This is a genomic window from Kitasatospora cathayae (assembly GCF_027627435.1).
Classification (GTDB): Bacteria; Actinomycetota; Actinomycetes; order Streptomycetales; family Streptomycetaceae; genus Kitasatospora; species Kitasatospora cathayae.
The window spans coordinates 37290-53073 of record NZ_CP115453.1; the positions used below are offsets into that span (position 1 = coordinate 37290).

A 15784-nucleotide genomic window follows, 5' to 3' on the forward strand; every position below is an offset into this window, starting at 1 on the left:
TGCCAACTTTTAATTGGCATGTCTAGTGGTGGCCAACTTTTAGTTCGCTCCGCATGTTCGGCCGCCCCGGTCCTGTTGTCCCTGTTAGGCCTGACACCTCCAACACCCTGCTGAAGAGGAATCGGGAAACCTCGTGATGCCCTGACACCAAGGGCGGCCAACAGCGACGGTGAGGGCATGACGAACCGCTACTTCGAGGCGCCCGACGACTACGAGCCCGCGCCCGGTGACCCGCTCAGCGTTTTCCTGGGCGGCGGGATCACCGGCTGCCCCGACTGGCAGGCCCCGGCCGCCGAGGAGCTCCTGGACGTTGGCCTGATCGTCTTCAACCCGCGCCGCCGCTCGTTCCCGATCGACAACCCGGACGAGGCCCCGCGCCAGATCGCCTGGGAGCACCGGCACCTGCACCTGGCGGGCGTGACCTTGTTCTGGTTCCCCGCCGACCAGGTACAGCCCATCGCGCTCTTCGAGCTGGGAGCCGCCCTCGGTGAGGGCCGGCACATCGCGGTCGGTGCGGCGCCCGGCTATCCGAGGCGCCTGGACGTCGAGCACCAGGTCGCCCTCACCGGGAACACGAGGACGGTGCACGCCTCGCTCTCGGACGTGCTGGACGAGGTGATCGCGCACGCTGCCCGGGCGGCCATGGTCCCGCTGGCGCCTCCGCCGGCCGAGCGGGGCTGAATGCCCGGCGTTGTCCGGCGCGTACGGCGGCCAGCCGGGGAGCGTCCTGTCCGCGCCGGATGATGCCGGGCCGGGCCTGGGTCCGGGCGCGGCAAGCGGCCCGGTACCACAGGGATCAGCCAGCTGTTCTTCCGCCGGCCGTCAGCGGCCGCGGCTTGGCCCGCGGTGGCTTGGCGGTTCCGGCCCGCGGTAGTGCTGTTGCTGGCGGTACTGCTCCTGCAGGCGCTGCTGTTCCTGGCGGCGCTGCTCCTGGATCCGGGCGCGGTGTTCCCGGCGGCGGGTGTTCTCGGCCGTGTTGCGTTCCGGCGACATCTGCTTGCGCAGCCGGGCCTCCTCGACCAGGCCTTCGGCGCGCGCGCGGTGGTCGGCGGCGCTGGTGCGGTGCCGCTCGGCCTCGGAGAGGGCGCGCTGGTAGGCGTTGGTGTCCGCGCGGTGCGCGTGGCGGGTGATCCGGGCCAGGTGGTCCTCGGGGGCCTCGTCGCGCTGGATCTGGGACCGGCCGCGCAGCTTCCAGGCCTCGCGCTCGGCGTCCCGGGCGGCGTTGAGCAGCTCGTTGCGCTGCCGGTCAAGCTGGTCGATCAGCGCGCGGCGCTCGGTGAGCCGCTCCCCTAGGGCGTCGGCCACCTCGTGCATGCCCGCCGCGCGGAAGGTGAGCTTGGTGAACCGCTTCGCGGCCTTCTGCTGCACCAGTTCCTGGATGCGGTATTCGCGGCGCTGCTCCTCCCACAGGGCGAGGACCCTCGTGTGGTTCTCGTCGGCCTGGCGGGTGAGCTCATCGGCGAGCTGCAGCTGCTCCTGGGACTGGTGCAGGTAGCCGACCAGTTCGGCGACGCGCGCGGCGGCCGGGGCGCGGTCGGTGCCGAGGACCGGGCCGAGCTCGTCGACGGTGCGCTGGGCCGCGGCGGCGAGCTTGTCCGCCGCGGCCGCCTTCTCCAGGGCGCTGTCGTGGGCGCGCTTGATGTCGATGACGTGCCCGAACTCGCGCTGGCGCCAGGAGGGGATCGCGGCGTCGGCGGCCAGGCGGGCCACCCGCTGCTCGGCCTCGGCCTTGCGCGAGGCTTCCTGCTGCGCCGCCAGGGCGCGGGCCTGCTCGGCGACGGCCGCCAGGACGGCCGGGTCGATGGTCGGCGCGGCCGGCGCCGGGCGTTCGACGAGCGCCGTGGCCGTCGCCTGCTGCCAGGTGGTGCGGATCCGGTCGGCAGCGGGTGCCGCCTCGTGGTGGCGGGCGGCGCGCTGCTCGGCCGCGCGGGCGAGTCGGCCAAGGTGCCCGCTGCGGTGCGGCTGCTGTTCGTCGCGCTCGACCTGGTCGGCGGCAGCCCGGGCGGTGGCGCGGTGGGTCCGGGTGGTCGCGGTCGTCCGCCGGGACCGGGCCTGGCGGCCTCGCTCGTCGGCGAGCTCCTCGGGCCGGTGCCGGTCGGCGCTGATCCGGTCGCGGGCGTCCTCGACCAGGATGTCGATGTCCTGGCGCCCGGCCGGCTCCCCGGCCTCGGGCCCGGCGGTGCGGGTGCGCCAGGGCTCCAGCACCGCGGCCGCCTCCGGCCGCCGGAGCGAGGCCTGCGGCTGCGCCAGGACCGGGCCGTTCTCCAGCCCCGAGAGCGGTGCGGCCGGCTCCACGGTGACGAGCAGCACGGCGGGTTCGGCGGTGCGCAGGGCGAGGCCTCCGCCACCGCCGGGACCATGCGGTTCGGGACCGCGCGGGGTGCGCCGCGGGCGGCCCGGGCCAGAGGGGCCGGGCCCGTCACCACCGTTGGGGGTGTTGGGTCCAACGGGTCCTCGCTCGGCCACGCGACCGGTGATCATGCCTTCGGCGCTGTCCGCGTCCAGCGTCTTGCCGTAAGCGGAGACCGCGCGCAGCAGCAGCTGGCCGGGACTGGCCGGGGCGCCGAGGCGGGCCCGGGTGCCTTCGTCCTCGACGCTCTGCAGGGGCAGCCACAGGTCCGAGCGTTCCTTGGCGCGGGTGATCGCCGGGTACAGGGTGAAGGCGTCGGCGCCGGTGCCGTTGACCAGCGCGCGCATCGCGGTCAGGCCCTGGGCGGCGGTGACGGTCATGGCGTAGGCGTGGGTGAGGGCGCCCTCGGCGATCTGGTCGCGGGTCAGCCACGCCTGCTCGGTGACGAGCTTGTCGGGTCCGGCCCCCCGCTGCCACTGCACCAGGGCGCCGCGCTGGTCGACGGTCAGGACCACGCCGCGGTAGCCGTTGAGGATGTCCGGTTCGCTGCCTGCGGTGCGCCGGGATCGGCGGTCGTTGACCTTCGTGCGGACCAGGTCGCCGACCGCGAGGTCGAGCACGCGCCCGTCGGCCAGGGCGAAGGCGTGGTCTGCGCCGAGTTCGCCGGCGGCGCGGCGAATCTGGCGCGCCCCGGCGTTGAGAGCGTCGACATCCGCGTTGCGTCCGGCGAGCAGCAGCAGGTTGCGCAGGTTCTCGTGCGGATCGGACCAGCGGTGGCGCTCGCTGCTCCAGACGGTGAGCATCGCGGCGGTGGTCTGCTCGCCGATCTCGGTGGCGTGGACGTGGCCGGCGTCGGCGAGCCGGGCGAGCGCGGTGGAGCGCCCGCCGGTGCGCCACACGGTCAGCGCGTCGCGCTCGACGGCGGCACGCTGGCGGCGGTTCTCCTTCAGCGCCAGACCCTGGACGGTGCGGTGGATCTCGGCGAAACCACCGCCGACGCCGATCGGCTGGAGCTGCTGCTCGTCACCGACCAGCACGAGCTTGGTACCGGTCTCGGCGGTGTGGGCGAGCAGCTTGGCGAGGGTTCGGTCGTCCGCCATCGCCGCCTCGTCGACGACCAGGACGTCGATTCCCGCGAGGCCTTCGCCGTCCTGGATGCGTAGCAGCCAGGACGCCACGGTGGTGGAGGTGATGCCGGATTCGGCCTGCAGGTTCTGCGCGGCAACCGCCATCATCGCGGCGCCGGCGACGGTCAGCCCGGCCTGCTCCCAGGTGTGCCGGGCGGCGGAGAGCATCGTGGTCTTGCCCGCCCCGGCGAGGCCCTGGACGGTGTCGACGCCGTGCCCGGCGGTCAGCAGCCGCAGCACCGCGGCGCGCTGCTCACCACTCAGCTGCAGCTGCTTGGCGGCCTCGAACACGGCCGTCTCGCGGACCGCCTCGACCGGGTCGACGATGGCGGCATGGTCGGCGATCCGCTCCGCGGGAACGGTGGTGATGACCTGCTCGGCGGCCAGCACGTCCACCGTGGTGTACCGGGCCGCGTTGGTGTGGTGGGAGGCGTGCAGGTCCGCCAGCGCGACCGCGTACCCGGCCTCGGCGAGGACCTGGTCGGTGAGTGTCTCCAGCTCCAGGTGCCCGTACAGGCCGGGCGGCAGCGCGCGGGCGACCTCGGCCAGGGCCTGTGCCCTGGAGAGGTCCTTGCGCTTGCTGGTGACGCCGGTCTCGGGGTCGAAGACCTGCGAGGCGAGCCCGGCCAGGTCGGGCAGATCGAGGCCTTCACCAGGTCCGGCTGCCCCCGGGAACGCGGCGGCCAGCACCTGCCGCAGGCGTTCCTCGCCGCCCTGTCCGTGTCGGTCGGCGAGCACCTGGACGGCGTTGGCGTGCCACGCCGTGAGGACGTCTACCTCGGCGATGTCCTGCTTGGCCTCGCGCTGCTTGGCGGCCAGGACGCGGCGCTGCGCGGTGCTCAGCTCAGCCCCGCCGGCCTCGAGGATCTGCCGGTTGCGGCGCGAGAAGGAGCCGCGCAGCTCGGTGGGGACGGCCGCGATCTCCCACTCGCGGTTCGCCTCGTTGTACTCCCACGCCACGCCCAGGCGCTCGGTCAGCGCGGTGCGGAACAGCGCCTTCTGGAGCTCGTTCGCGGCGTGGGAGTGACGGCGAAGGTCGCGCCCGCCGGACGCCGGGGAGCGCCACTTTCCGTCCTCGCACCTCACCATCCGGGCCAGGACGACGTGCGCGTGCAGGTGCGGATCGCCCACCGACCCGGCGACCGGGCGGGCGCTCTTGTGGGTCATGATCCAGCCGAGGAACCCGGAGGACGCGACGCGTTCGGCGATCTCTCCGTCGCCCTGGTGGCCGCTGACGCCGTACGAGCACCACGTCTCCAGCGCGCTCACCGCGCTGCGCACCGAGGCCAGGAACTCCTCCTCGATGATGCCCCGCACGTCGGCCGGGGCGAGTCCCCACGCGGTCGAGACGGACTTCGGGAGCGTGAAGCCGATGTCGTCTCCGGCGACGTCCACGCGCTCGCGGTCGCCGGCGTGCCGCCACGCCGAGGCGAGCGCGGCGGGCCGGTAGACGCTCTCCAGCTCGATGCCGGCGGCGGTGGCCAGCTGTGCGAGAGCGGTCACCGGGGCGCGGTGCTCGCCGCCGTCACGCAGGTTCATCCGCTCGAGCCGGGCCAGTCGCTCGCGCAGGTCCCGGGTCGGCATCAAGGCGGCGGGCGACGCCGCTCCGGCCCGGTCGGCGGCGTCGCGAAGGGCGGCGAGCAGCGGCGCCGCGCTGAGCTTTCCGGCGTCGGCGACCCGCCACACCGGGTTCGTCAGCTGCTCGCGGGTGGCCGGGTGCTGGCCCGACATCAGGGCTCGGGCGGCGTGCGGATCGACCCGCTCTCCGGCCACCAGGCCGACCTCGGCCAGGCCTGCGCCGATCCACTCCAGGGGCCGTGCCTTGCCGTCCAGGCGGTATTCGACGGCCGCGCTCGCGCCGTGGTCGGGATGCCGCTCCCCGGGCCCGGGGGCTTTCTGGTGTTCGCGGTCGCAGCCGTCGCCTTCGATCAGGCGGTATTCGATCTGCGCCTCGGAGCGGATCGCCGTGACAGCCACGCGACGAATCCCCTCCCCTGTGCCCGCAGAACGCCCCCGTGGCGGCCTGGAAACGCCTCGCCCTCACCCTGCGCCGACGCGGTGGTGTTCGCGCGGCCTGTGTCCGTGTATCGGAGATACCCAGGCACATGTTCGTGGAGCGTGGCTTGATCGTTTTGTGTGGTCAGTATCTGCTTGATGGTTGTTGTGGTTCAAGTTGCTTGGTCGGTGTGCTGCTGTTCTGTGATGGTGATTTGGTCGCTGTGTCTGTTTTTGTCCTGATGTTGGGTCTGTTTTCGCTGATGGGCTTGCTGTTGGGGTCGAGGTGATTCCGCAGAACGGTGGAATCGTCCGGGGGAATCGCCGGGCGGGGGCTTGTGACCATGGCCAGGGTTTCGTCACAGTTGCTTCTTGTGACGGAATCCGAGGGGACCACAGGACTGTGCACCGCTCCCGCCCGCGGGGGCGGTGACGGCGGGCTGTGCGGCAAGCCGCTCGCCCGCAAGAAGACCGGACGGGCGGCGCTCTACTGCAGCCACGCCTGCCGCCAGGCCGCGCTGCGCCAGCGCCAGAGAGCCACCGCCGGCCCCGCGCTGCTCGGCCAGGCCCAGGCCCTGCTGCGCGAAGTCGATCCTCTCGCCGCCGCCGAGCAGCTGCACCTCATGCCGCTCGGCGACGAGCAGCTCGCCGCGTTCATCCGCCACGCCCGCGCGGTGCGCAACGGGCTGCGCGGGATGTACGCCGTCCTCGGCGTCCAGCTGCGCCCGCTCGATCTCCAGGACACCCGCGAGCGGCTGCGCGAACCCCGCGCCGCGAAGGCCGCCCCTGCGCCGGCCGCACCTGGGCAGGAGGAGCTGCCCGCAGCCCTGGTCGCCGCGATCGAGGAACCGGCCACCGCCGCGGCGAAGGCCGTCGCGCCGCCGAAGCCGCGCCGCGCGGCACCCGACCGGCCGCCGGTCGCCGGCCTGGTCCCGACCGATGAGCAGCACGCCATCATCGACGCCTGCCTCGGCGGCGGCGACCTGGTCGTGGAGGCCGGCGCGGGCACCGGCAAGACGTCGACGCTGCGCATGGTCGCCACCGCCCTCGGCTCCCGGCGCGGCCTGTACATCGCCTTCAACAAGGTCACCGCCGACGAGGCCAAGAAGTCGTTTCCCAAGACGATCGACTGCCGCACCGCGTACTCCCTCGCCTACCGGGCCACCAGCGACGCCATGAAGGCCCGCCTCAACGGTCCGCGGGTACCGGCCAGCCGCTCGGCGGAGATCCTGCGCATCCTGGAGCCGCTGCGCGTCAACGCCGATCTCCTGCTGACCCCGGAGACGCAGGCCCGCCTCGCCCTGGAGGCCCTCCAGCAGTTCTGCTACTCCGACGACCGGGTCGTCGGCGCGCACCATGTCCGCCCGCCGAAGGGACTGACCGATCGGGAGGAGCAGCTGCTGCGCGAGGCGGTGCTGCCGTACGCGACGGCGGCCTGGGAGGACGTCACCTCGCCGCGCGGGCGGCTGCACTACGCCCACGACCACTACCTCAAGGCGTGGGCGCTCACGAGCCCGAAGCTGCGGGCCGACTACGTGCTGCTGGACGAGGCACAGGACTCCAACCCGGTCATCGCCGACCTGGTGCAGGCGCAGGAGCACGCGCAGCGGATCGCGGTCGGCGATTCGAACCAGGCGATCTACGGCTGGCGCGGGGCCGTGGACGCCCTGGTCACGTGGCCCGCCCGCCGGCGGCTGCGGCTGACCGAGTCGTGGCGCTTCGGCCCGGCCGTCGCCGCCGAGGCGAACAAGTGGCTCACCCTGCTCGGCAGCACGATGCGCCTGACCGGCTCGGGGCCGGACACCCGGGTGGTCGACGGCGGCCTGGACAAGCCCGAGGCTCTGCTGTGCCGCACCAACGCCGAGGCGATGCGCCAGGCTATGGTCGCGCTCGCCGCGAACAAGCGCCCGGCCCTGGCCGGCGGCGCCGGAGCCATCAGGGCCCTGGCCGAGGCTGCCATCACCCTGCAGCAGGGCAAGGGCTGCTCCCACCCCGAGCTGATCGCGTTCACCACCTGGGACCAGGTCCGCCAGTTCGTGGCCCAGGACAAGTCCGCCGGGGAGCTGCGTACGTTCGTGCGGCTGATCGACTCGCACGGCGCCGAGGGCATCCTCAAGGCCTGCGGCCAGCTGGTCGGCGAGCGCGGCGCGGACGTGACGATCTCGACCGCGCACAAGGCCAAGGGCCGCGAGTGGGACACCGTCGCGGTGTGCGGCGACTTCGACGAGCCGAAGCCGGACGAGCGGACCGGGGTGGTCCCGCCGCCTCGCCGCGACGACATGATGCTCGCCTACGTCACCGTCACCCGTGCCCGCAAGGCCCTGGACCGCTCGGGTCTGGCCTGGGTTGACCAGTACGGCGGCGGGCCCGCCGGCCGAACTGTGCCCCGCAGTCTCACCGCAGTGGGCCGCGCGGCGCGGAACCTGGCGGCCATGGAGACCTGGTCGCCCGACCTCGACCTGGACGGCTGACCGGCTCGCCGCACACGCTGCCGCGCCCCCGTTGGACCTGTCAGGTCCAACGGGGGCGCGCTGTGGCTGCAGCTACCGGGCGTCGGGCAGCAGTTCGGCGAGCATGGCGGTGAGCGGGGCGAGCTGGTCCGGCTGGATGGTCACCTTCCCGCGGTCGCCGTGGTCGGGGTCGATCAGGAGCAGCATGGTCGACCCTGCGTCCTTGCCGTGGGACTCGGTGGGGATCTGGTCGAGGAGCTGCCACAGGATGCCGGCGAGCTCGGCGCGGGAGCAGTCGATCTGGTCGAGCGAGAGGGGCGCCCTGGGCGCGGGGGTGGTCATGGCGGTCATGCTGGCGGGGCGGCGGCAGGTCAGGGCGGTGATCCGGTTCAGGATCACCAGAACGGAGTCGAGCGTCTGCAGGTACGGCTGCAGGTCGGCGAGCAGCTGGTTGAAGTCGTGCACGGGGAGGGTCTCCTCGCGGTGGATCGGGCTGGGCCCGGCGCAGGCTCTCTGCACCCCTTGGCTGCGCGAACCATCCCTTTGGCAGGACGGCCCGGTCGCACGGGGCCGGAATCCAGTCCGTTGAGGTGGTCCGGTCGCCCGCCCGACCCTATTGGACCCAATAGGGGTAATAGGTCTAGTCGGCAGCGGAGTTGGCGCATCGTCGCAGTTCGGTGATGGTGAGTTGGCCACGGGCGGCCGTCGCTTCACGCGCATGCGCGGAGGGGGCCGTCCCAAATACCCGAAGCCCCGGTCCGGCTCGTTGGAGCCGGACCGGGGCTTCGGTTGTTCAGCGACCCCCTACTAGGTGGATCAGTTCAGCTGCGGCGGCGGCGAGCTGGCCGACGGCGGCTCCGGCCAGAGCTGCCCCCACTGCCTGTGCCGCGCCGGTGGCCAGGTCGCGGCGTGTACGCCGCAGCACCGGCCGCCGCCGCGGGGTGGAGATCCCATCATCACCTGCGGGTCGCGCGCTCGGCGGGCTGGCGCCGACGGGGCGACCTGCCACGCGCGATCCGGCGTTCGCCCACCATCGCCGGGCGCGGCTGATAGACGGTCGGCGGAGTCGCCGGCCACTGCTCGACGATGTCCAGCAGGGCCTGCTCGCCTCCCCCTTCGACGTGCACGGTGAGCACTTTGGCCACCTCGGCCGGGTCGCCGGGGCAGAGCGTGCCCTGCCCGGGCAAGGCATCTTCGGCAACCTCGGTCGCCCGCTGCTGCCAGATGCCGGCTTTCTCCCGACGCCCGGTCCCGGCGAAGTGAACCGCGAGGAGGTGAGCGGCGAGCTCGTCGTCCGCGCCCGCCGCCACCTCCCACCAGAACTCGGCCCAGGGCGACTGGCCCAGCAAGTACATCAGGCAGCCGACGACGCGCGCGGCGGCCTCGTCGCAGTCGAGCCCGGCGAGCGTGTCGGCGATCGACTCGGGGGGTGCCTCGCTCACTACGGCCGCGCACAGGTGCTCCAGGTCACGGCGCAGATCGGCCCGACCGGAGGCGGCCACCACGTCCAGGTGCTCGCGCTTCTGCGGGGTGCGGGCGGCCGAGGCGGGCGGTGCCGTGGCCGTCCGGGGGGCCGCCGGGGTGCGCTCGGACCGCCCGACGGTGCGGGCGGGGGCCGGTCGTTCCCCCTCTGCAATGCGTGCGGCGAGGCGTCGTACGCTCGCCACCGGGTCATGCCCTTCAAGCTCCCGTCCCAGTTCCTCGGCGTCGTCCCGCAGCAACTTGTGGATGTTCACGTCAGGTCCCCTCGTCCTTGGTGATCGTTCCGGGGGTCGAGCAGGTACTCCATGTGACGCGTGCCCAGGGAGTAGTACGTCCGCGCCGTGCTGGGAGCGATGTCGCACACCGCGGCGATGGTCGGGTAGTCCACCGCGAGCTGGCGCAGCCGCACCACCTCGGCCTGCACCGGGTACGCCTTCGCCAACTCCTCCAACGCCCAGCGCAGCGCGTCGCGGTCCACCAGCTGATCCATCGGCTCATGGCCGGTGTCCTCCGGACCGGTGTGCCGGATCAGCTTCAGCGTCTTCGCATCCACCCGGCCGCGGCGGCGGAACGTATCGGCCACCGCGTCCCGCACCAGCTTCCAGGCGAAGGCCTGCACGGCGCGGACGTCCGGACCGCCCAGGGCGCGGTCCCACTTCTCGTACAACCGGATCCCCGCCTCCTGCACGGCGTCCTCAGCATCAGCCCGGTTCCGAAGCTTGCCGAGGGCGTAGCGCAGCCACCTGCCTTCCTCCTCCACGTAGAAGACCGTGAAGTCGAGGGCGAGCGAACGCATCGGGTCCTGCTCCAGGACCTCCTGGTCATCGCCCGAGAACGGCGTCGTCACCGTGCCTCCTGTACGACGGTCGCCCGCTGCCGTGCAGCCGGCGAGGGTGATCCGGTAGAGGTCGCCGTGGCGGCGACGGGCACCGGGGACGGCCCCCGACACCTGGGAAGCGAGGCGACCAAACCGGCCCGCCGCGTCGCGCTTCTCCCGGATCTTCCTGACGACGCCGACGCTCGCCGGTATCCGACAAGGCCTCAGAGGCTGCCGCACGCTGCTCCCCCCTCTCTGCTCTTTCCGGTGTCCGGCGCACCGGGCGGCGCGCCGACGCCCTGTGGGGCGCAAAGGGAGAACCGTTGCGAGAGGGGGCCTCGTTGATCCGATCAGGCGGTCATTTGATGACCGTAAGTGATAGAAAATGCACATAGCGTGCTGACCTGCAGATTTGAGCGCATGCAGACCCTTGCAAGCACCATTTCGTGACATGGATCACGTGTTTGGCATGCCATCAGTCTTGCTACAGGGGGCGCTGGGGTGGGGCACCCACCCCCACCGCCAAGACCCGAAGCCGCCTTGCGGCACCCACACGCGCACACCAGCCCTGTTGGGTCCAACAGCTCCAATGAGCCTGTTGGGGATAAACCTAATGTGGCCGTTGCGAGCCAGCCCCGGCTCAACGGCCTCCACCCTCCTGTTCACAGGAGTCGAGGCCCCGGTGACCCCGACCGGGAACGCCACCACCCGTCACACCGAGGACAAGGTGACGGAACATCTGACTTGGGCCGGGGCGCGCCCGTCCGGGTGAAGCTCGTTGGGAGACAGCCTTTCCGCTGGCTACGGTCACGCCATGACGCCAAATCAGGTGTGGCTGGCCGTCCGCGACGGAGACGACTCGATGATGGTCCGCGCGGATCGGATCACGGGTCTGCAGATGTCCGGCTCCGACAACGCCGAGTTCCCCTGGGAGTTGGAGGTGTTCATCCCCGGTCTCCCATCGCAGCGCGGATGGTTGACCGTGGCCCGCGGCGCGAGTGACCAGTGGTCGAAGCGCGCGCCGCTGGAGCTCCCCGCGCTGCTGCGCGGTAAGGAGCTCGACCGCCTGGAAGGCGGCAGCACCGTCGCCTACGCGGTGGTGGCAGACGAGTTCGACTCGGCGGAGAACGGCCTGCTGGACATCGTCTGGTCGTACAAGTAGCCGCACGGATCACCAGGGCGGCGTGAAGGGCCCTGTGGGCGCCTGTGAGACCTCCCGAGGTGAATGGCCCGCGGGGAGGGCTCACAGACGCTCACAGGGCCGTTGCCGCGCGATGCCGCGCCCACCCACGAAGCTGTGGGTGGGCGGAGCGCCTCTCGGTCAAACCGTTGGCCCAGATTCCCCGTGCTCAAAGCGGGCGGACCGTGCTGCCTCATAGGCCTTGATGACCTTGCGGTCCTGGAGGACGAACCAGGCTGGGTTGGGGTTGAGGATGTCCTTCACCGAGGTAAAGGCGTTGGGCGCGAAGATCGGCAGGATCAGCGGCTCAGCCTTTCCGTCGGCATCCTTTCCGCATTGGAACACGAAGTGCTGACAACAGATGGCGATCCTCGGCGGGTTGTGGATCAGCTCCTTGACCGCCGCCTGGTCCGACTCATCCAGCGTGCGAATCGCGGCGAAGGCGCGTTCGACTGTCTCGATCGACGGAGAGGCCGGCTGGTAGAAGTCGGAGGTCGGGATGAACGCAGCATGCACTGGTGCCCTGCCGAGCTCAGCATGCGGGATCTGTCCGAGTGCGAGGACGAATACGGCGTCACCGCCATACCTGAGAAGGTCCGACAGCAGTCGACCGTCGAACCTTTCTTCGTCGCCCTTCACCTCCACGAAGGCATGCAGGTCGGGCAGCCAGAAGTCCGGCAGGTAGGGCCGCCTGTCCAGGCCAACGGTGTAGCCCTGAGGCTCGTACTCCCAGGTGATGCCGATGGCGTCGAAGAAGACGGCCCACCGGGCCTCAAGGCGTGAACGGAAGTGGTGGCCGGCGTAGCGGGTTTCAATCGGCTGGATCGTGGTCATGTCCCCCTCCAAGCACTTGGGCGCCTTGCACGGCTTGTAGGTTCTCAGCTCAGATGACGGGGCGTGGCCCTATTGGCCAATCAGCTGTAGTGGCGTTGGTGGGCAACGGGGGTCGTCGGGGCTGTTCGAAGCTGGCTAGGTCAGACGTCTTTGGCCATGTCAACGAATCGCGAGTAGTGGCCTTGGAAAGCCACGGTGATTGTGGCGGTCGGGCCGTTGCGATGTTTGGCGACGATCATGTCGGCCTCTCCGGCGCGCGGGGACTCCTTGTCGTAGGCGTCCTCGCGGTGGAGCAGGATCACCACGTCGGCGTCCTGTTCGAGCGATCCGCTTTCGCGGAGGTCGGACGCCATCGGCGTCTTGTCCGTTCGCTGTTCCGGTCCTCGGTTGAGCTGAGAGAGCGCCACCACGGGAACGTTGAGCTCCTTCGCCAGCAGCTTCATGTTGCGGCTGATTTCGGAGACCTCTTGCTGCCGGTTCTCGGCGCGGCGGCCACCGTTCTGCATCAGCTGCAGGTAGTCGATGACGACCAGGCCCAGGCCGTGCCGCTGCTGCTGGCGCCGGGCCTTGGCCCGAATCTGCACGGCGGAGAGGTTCGGGGAGTCGTCGATGAACAGCGGCGCCGCGTTGATCGAGGGGGTCACGGCGGCGAGACGGTCCCAGTCGGCGTCGGTCAGGTGGCCGTTGCGCATCAGGTGCAGGCCGACGCGGGCCTCGGCCGAAAGCATGCGCATGGTGAGCTCGTCGCGGGTCATCTCCAGGGAGAACAGCGTGGTCGGCACGCCGGCGCGGATCGCAGCGTGCCGGGCCATGTCCAGCGCGAGGGTGGACTTCCCGATGGCCGGCCGCGCGGCAATGATCACGAACTGGCCGGGCTGGAGCCCATTGGTCAGCGCGTCAAGATCGGCGAATCCGGTCGGCACGCCGTGGACGTCTTTGTCCCGGCTGGCGATGTTTTCCATCAGCGCGAACGTGGCGCCGATGGTGTCCTCGACCTTGAGGATCTCCTCCTCGGCCCGGACGTCGTCCACCTTGGCAAGCTCGGCCTGCGCTGCGGCAACGACCTCGTCGACCTCGCCCTCGGCGGCGTAGCCCATGCTGGCGATGGCGGTGCCCGCTCCGACCAGGCGACGGAGCACGGCACGCTCGTGGACGATCTGGGCGTAGTACTCGGCGTTGGCGGCGGTGGGAACCGTGGTGACGAGGGTGTGCAGGTAGGAGGCTCCGCCAGCTCGGACGAGTTCGCCGCGCTTGGTGAGCTCATCAGCCACCGTGATGGGGTCGGCCGGCTCGCCTGCCGTGAACAGGTCGAGGATCACCGAGTGAATCAGCTCGTGGGCGGGGCGGTAGTAGTCGGCGGGCTTGAGCATCGCGACGACGTCCGCGATGGCGTCCTTCGAGAGCAGCATGCTGCCAAGGACTGACTGCTCGGCGGCGAGGTCCTGTGGGGGGACCTTCTCGAAATCGGCAGTCCTGTCGCCGGTGGCCCGGTTGGTCGGGGAGGGGCCTCCGCTGTTCATGTCGGACCAGTCGATGGGTTCGTCGTCGGCTCGGACCTGTGCGGGTACGCTCGTCATCGGATCTTCTTCCTAGCGGTTGTGGATTCGTCTGGCGGCCGGGGCTCTCTTCCCCGGCCGCCTTCGTGCTTTCAGGAGTTCGCGGGGCCACTGGCGGCGTTCCGCCGTGCACGCTCGATGATCGACAGGACATCACCGCCGGCAGCCTGAGGCTGCGAGGCCTGGCGCTGTGTGGCCGCCCGTGCCCGGCGCTGGGCGTCGCGTTCGGCCTCTCGCTCGTTGCAGGGAGCGCAGCGGGCCGCGTCCGTGTCCGGGTGCAGCCGGCACGGGCTCAGGGGCCCGTCGGTTGTACGGATCGGCAGCTGCGAGACGGTCGCCTGGTGCTGGGTGGCGAACCGCGGCTGACGACGTGGCAGGTCTTTGATCCGCTTCGGCAGGACCGATGCGTACCGCTGGATGCCCCCGGGGTTGGCGGTGAGCTCCGCGACCAGTTCCTCGTCGAGTTCCCACCCCTGCGCGACTACGACATCGGCCAGCAGAGGAGCGAGCTTGTGCGCAGAGTCGCGGCCGACCGTCCAGGGGCGCGGCAGGTCCTGCAGGAAGTCGGCGGCGGCAGCCACGAGCGGGGAGGTGACCAGCTTGGTCGCGTAGCGATCCTCCCCCTCCTCCCCCGAACCGACCCCGGTGGTGCCAGTGGGGGTAGGGGGGAGGGTGTATCCACCCTCCGGGGGGTGTGGGGGGGAGACGCTCGTACGGGGCTTGTCAGGCCCGGTACTACGACCTGCGGTTTTGTCCTCTGACGTACGGGGCTTGTCAGGACCCGTACGTGACGTACGGGGCTTGTCAGGCCCCGTACTACGACCTGCGGTTTTACCGTTACTTGCGAGTAGATCGCTCTGTACGGGGCTTGTCAGGCCCGGTACTACGACCTGCGGTTTTGTGACTTCGGCGGCTACGGTGACGTCGACCACCGAACCCTGCCAGTCAGGGTTGTACGCGGGCTCGAGGTACACCTCGTACTCCTGGGGCCCGAAGCCCTTCTTGCCGGGCTTGCGGGTGCGCGGCAGCTTGCGGACGAAGCCGGCCTGGATGAACCGCCGGACCATGTCCTTGACGGCATGGTCGCCGATCAGGCCCTTGCCGTTCGCGCTGGAGATTCCCTCCGAGCGGAGAGAAGCGAGCAGGTCCGCCATGGTGAAGTCGCCCTTGGCGGTGAGGAACAGCAGGTGCAACAGGCCCGTCATGTCGTGCGGTTCCGTCAGGCCGGAGCCGAACACCATGTAGCGGAACACGGTGACTGCGGGCACCGGGGCGGCCTGGGCGACCCGGAACGCGCCGTCGGGCACGTCGTCCTCGCGCTGGCCGGGAACGATTGGGGTGGTGCTCACCGGACCACCGCCAGCGCGGCTTGGTGGTGCGGGACGAAGATGGCGGCCTTGGTCGGCTCGCCGGAGGTGATGTCGGGCACACCGTGATCGGTGCGCCGGTCGTGCTGCGCCACTGCGGAGGCTCCCAGAGGGTAGACGGGGGCAGTGGTAAGGCCATCGGCCGGAGCACACGTGATCGCTTTTGGATGAACAGATGGCCGGGTGCTGTGGCCCAGCTCCGGGATGGTCTGGCATCCTTGGCGACGAGGCGCGGGGGACTGCGCTCTTGTGTGTGCTCCGGACCGGGATGGCGCCAACCACCAGGTTTCCAGTTACACACCGCTCTCGGGCTGCCAGGCCCGGAGCGGACAAGCGAATCGAAGGTCGACCTGTTCGCCCAGGTCGGCCTTCGGTGTTTTACGGGCCCATCAGGATCTGCTCCCTTTCGGTGACGGTGGAGACAGAGACGCGGGTACCGCGGCCGGTCAGGCTGGTACGTACAACGCACGGGCCGGTGCTGTCAGCGATCCATCGGTAGACAGTTCCGGGCGTCGCAGACCAACGGACGACCAGCTCAGCCACCGTCAGCCACCCCACCCCAGTCACGTCTCCTCGATTCCTGCTGATCTCTGCTTCGTGAAGACAGTAGTGGCATACAGCTGTGG

General features: G+C 70.9%; 11 protein-coding genes. 4 read left to right on the forward strand and 7 right to left on the reverse strand.

Going from position 1 to position 15784, the window contains the following annotated elements:
- Positions 1 to 177 precede the first annotated feature (177 nt).
- On the forward strand, positions 178 to 681 hold the full coding sequence (locus O1G21_RS41230; protein WP_270151914.1) for a nucleoside 2-deoxyribosyltransferase domain-containing protein: 504 nt from the start codon (positions 178 to 180) through the stop codon (positions 679 to 681).
- A gap of 141 nt (positions 682 to 822) precedes the next feature.
- On the opposite strand, the gene mobF is transcribed toward O1G21_RS41230, so the two are convergent.
- Positions 823 to 5454 carry a MobF family relaxase gene (mobF, locus tag O1G21_RS41235; protein WP_270151915.1) on the reverse strand — a complete coding sequence of 1544 codons (4632 nt, stop codon included), beginning with the start codon at positions 5452 to 5454 and terminating at the stop codon, positions 823 to 825.
- Between the two features lie 128 nt (positions 5455 to 5582).
- On the opposite strand from mobF, the gene O1G21_RS41240 reads away from it, so the two are divergent.
- Entirely contained in the window at positions 5583 to 5762 is a 180-nt protein-coding gene (locus tag O1G21_RS41240; protein ID WP_270151916.1) for a hypothetical protein, read from the forward strand.
- An 84-nt stretch (positions 5763 to 5846) separates the two neighbouring features.
- The gene (locus O1G21_RS41245) at positions 5847 to 7943 is read left to right on the forward strand and encodes a UvrD-helicase domain-containing protein (RefSeq protein WP_270151918.1); all 2097 of its coding nucleotides are present in this window, start codon (positions 5847 to 5849) and stop codon (positions 7941 to 7943) included.
- Positions 7944 to 8015: 72 nt separating this feature from the next.
- Here O1G21_RS41245 and O1G21_RS41250 read toward each other — a convergent pair whose 3' ends face one another.
- The 3 genes from O1G21_RS41250 to O1G21_RS41260 all read right to left on the reverse strand — a co-directional run bounded on the left by O1G21_RS41250 (position 8016) and on the right by O1G21_RS41260 (position 10251).
- Positions 8016 to 8387, reverse strand: coding sequence for a hypothetical protein (locus O1G21_RS41250; RefSeq protein WP_270151920.1), 372 nt, complete (start codon positions 8385 to 8387; stop codon positions 8016 to 8018).
- Positions 8388 to 8878: 491 nt separating this feature from the next.
- A complete protein-coding gene (locus tag O1G21_RS41255) occupies positions 8879 to 9658 on the reverse strand; it encodes a hypothetical protein (protein WP_270151921.1) in 780 nt (259 codons plus the stop codon).
- Entirely contained in the window at positions 9655 to 10251 is a 597-nt protein-coding gene (locus tag O1G21_RS41260; protein ID WP_270151923.1) for an RNA polymerase sigma factor, read from the reverse strand. Before O1G21_RS41260 ends, O1G21_RS41255 begins: the two co-directional genes overlap by 4 nt.
- 784 nt (positions 10252 to 11035) lie before the next feature.
- Here O1G21_RS41260 and O1G21_RS41265 point away from each other — a divergent pair.
- Positions 11036 to 11383, forward strand: a complete 348-nt coding sequence (locus O1G21_RS41265) for a hypothetical protein (RefSeq protein ID WP_270151924.1) — start codon at positions 11036 to 11038, stop codon at positions 11381 to 11383.
- A 159-nt stretch (positions 11384 to 11542) separates the two neighbouring features.
- On the opposite strand, the gene O1G21_RS41270 is transcribed toward O1G21_RS41265, so the two are convergent.
- The 3 genes from O1G21_RS41270 to O1G21_RS41280 form a co-directional block, all read right to left on the reverse strand.
- Positions 11543 to 12235: a PDDEXK family nuclease gene (locus tag O1G21_RS41270; RefSeq protein ID WP_270151925.1), complete on the reverse strand. Its 693-nt coding sequence runs from the start codon at positions 12233 to 12235 to the stop codon at positions 11543 to 11545.
- Between the two features lie 140 nt (positions 12236 to 12375).
- Positions 12376 to 13755 (reverse strand): replicative DNA helicase, encoded by a 1380-nt coding sequence (gene dnaB / locus O1G21_RS41275; RefSeq protein WP_270151926.1) that lies wholly within the window; start codon positions 13753 to 13755, stop codon positions 12376 to 12378.
- Between the two features lie 128 nt (positions 13756 to 13883).
- Complete coding sequence (locus O1G21_RS41280) at positions 13884 to 15140, reverse strand: hypothetical protein (RefSeq protein ID WP_270151927.1); 1257 nt, start codon at positions 15138 to 15140, stop codon at positions 13884 to 13886.
- Positions 15141 to 15784 lie beyond the last annotated feature (644 nt).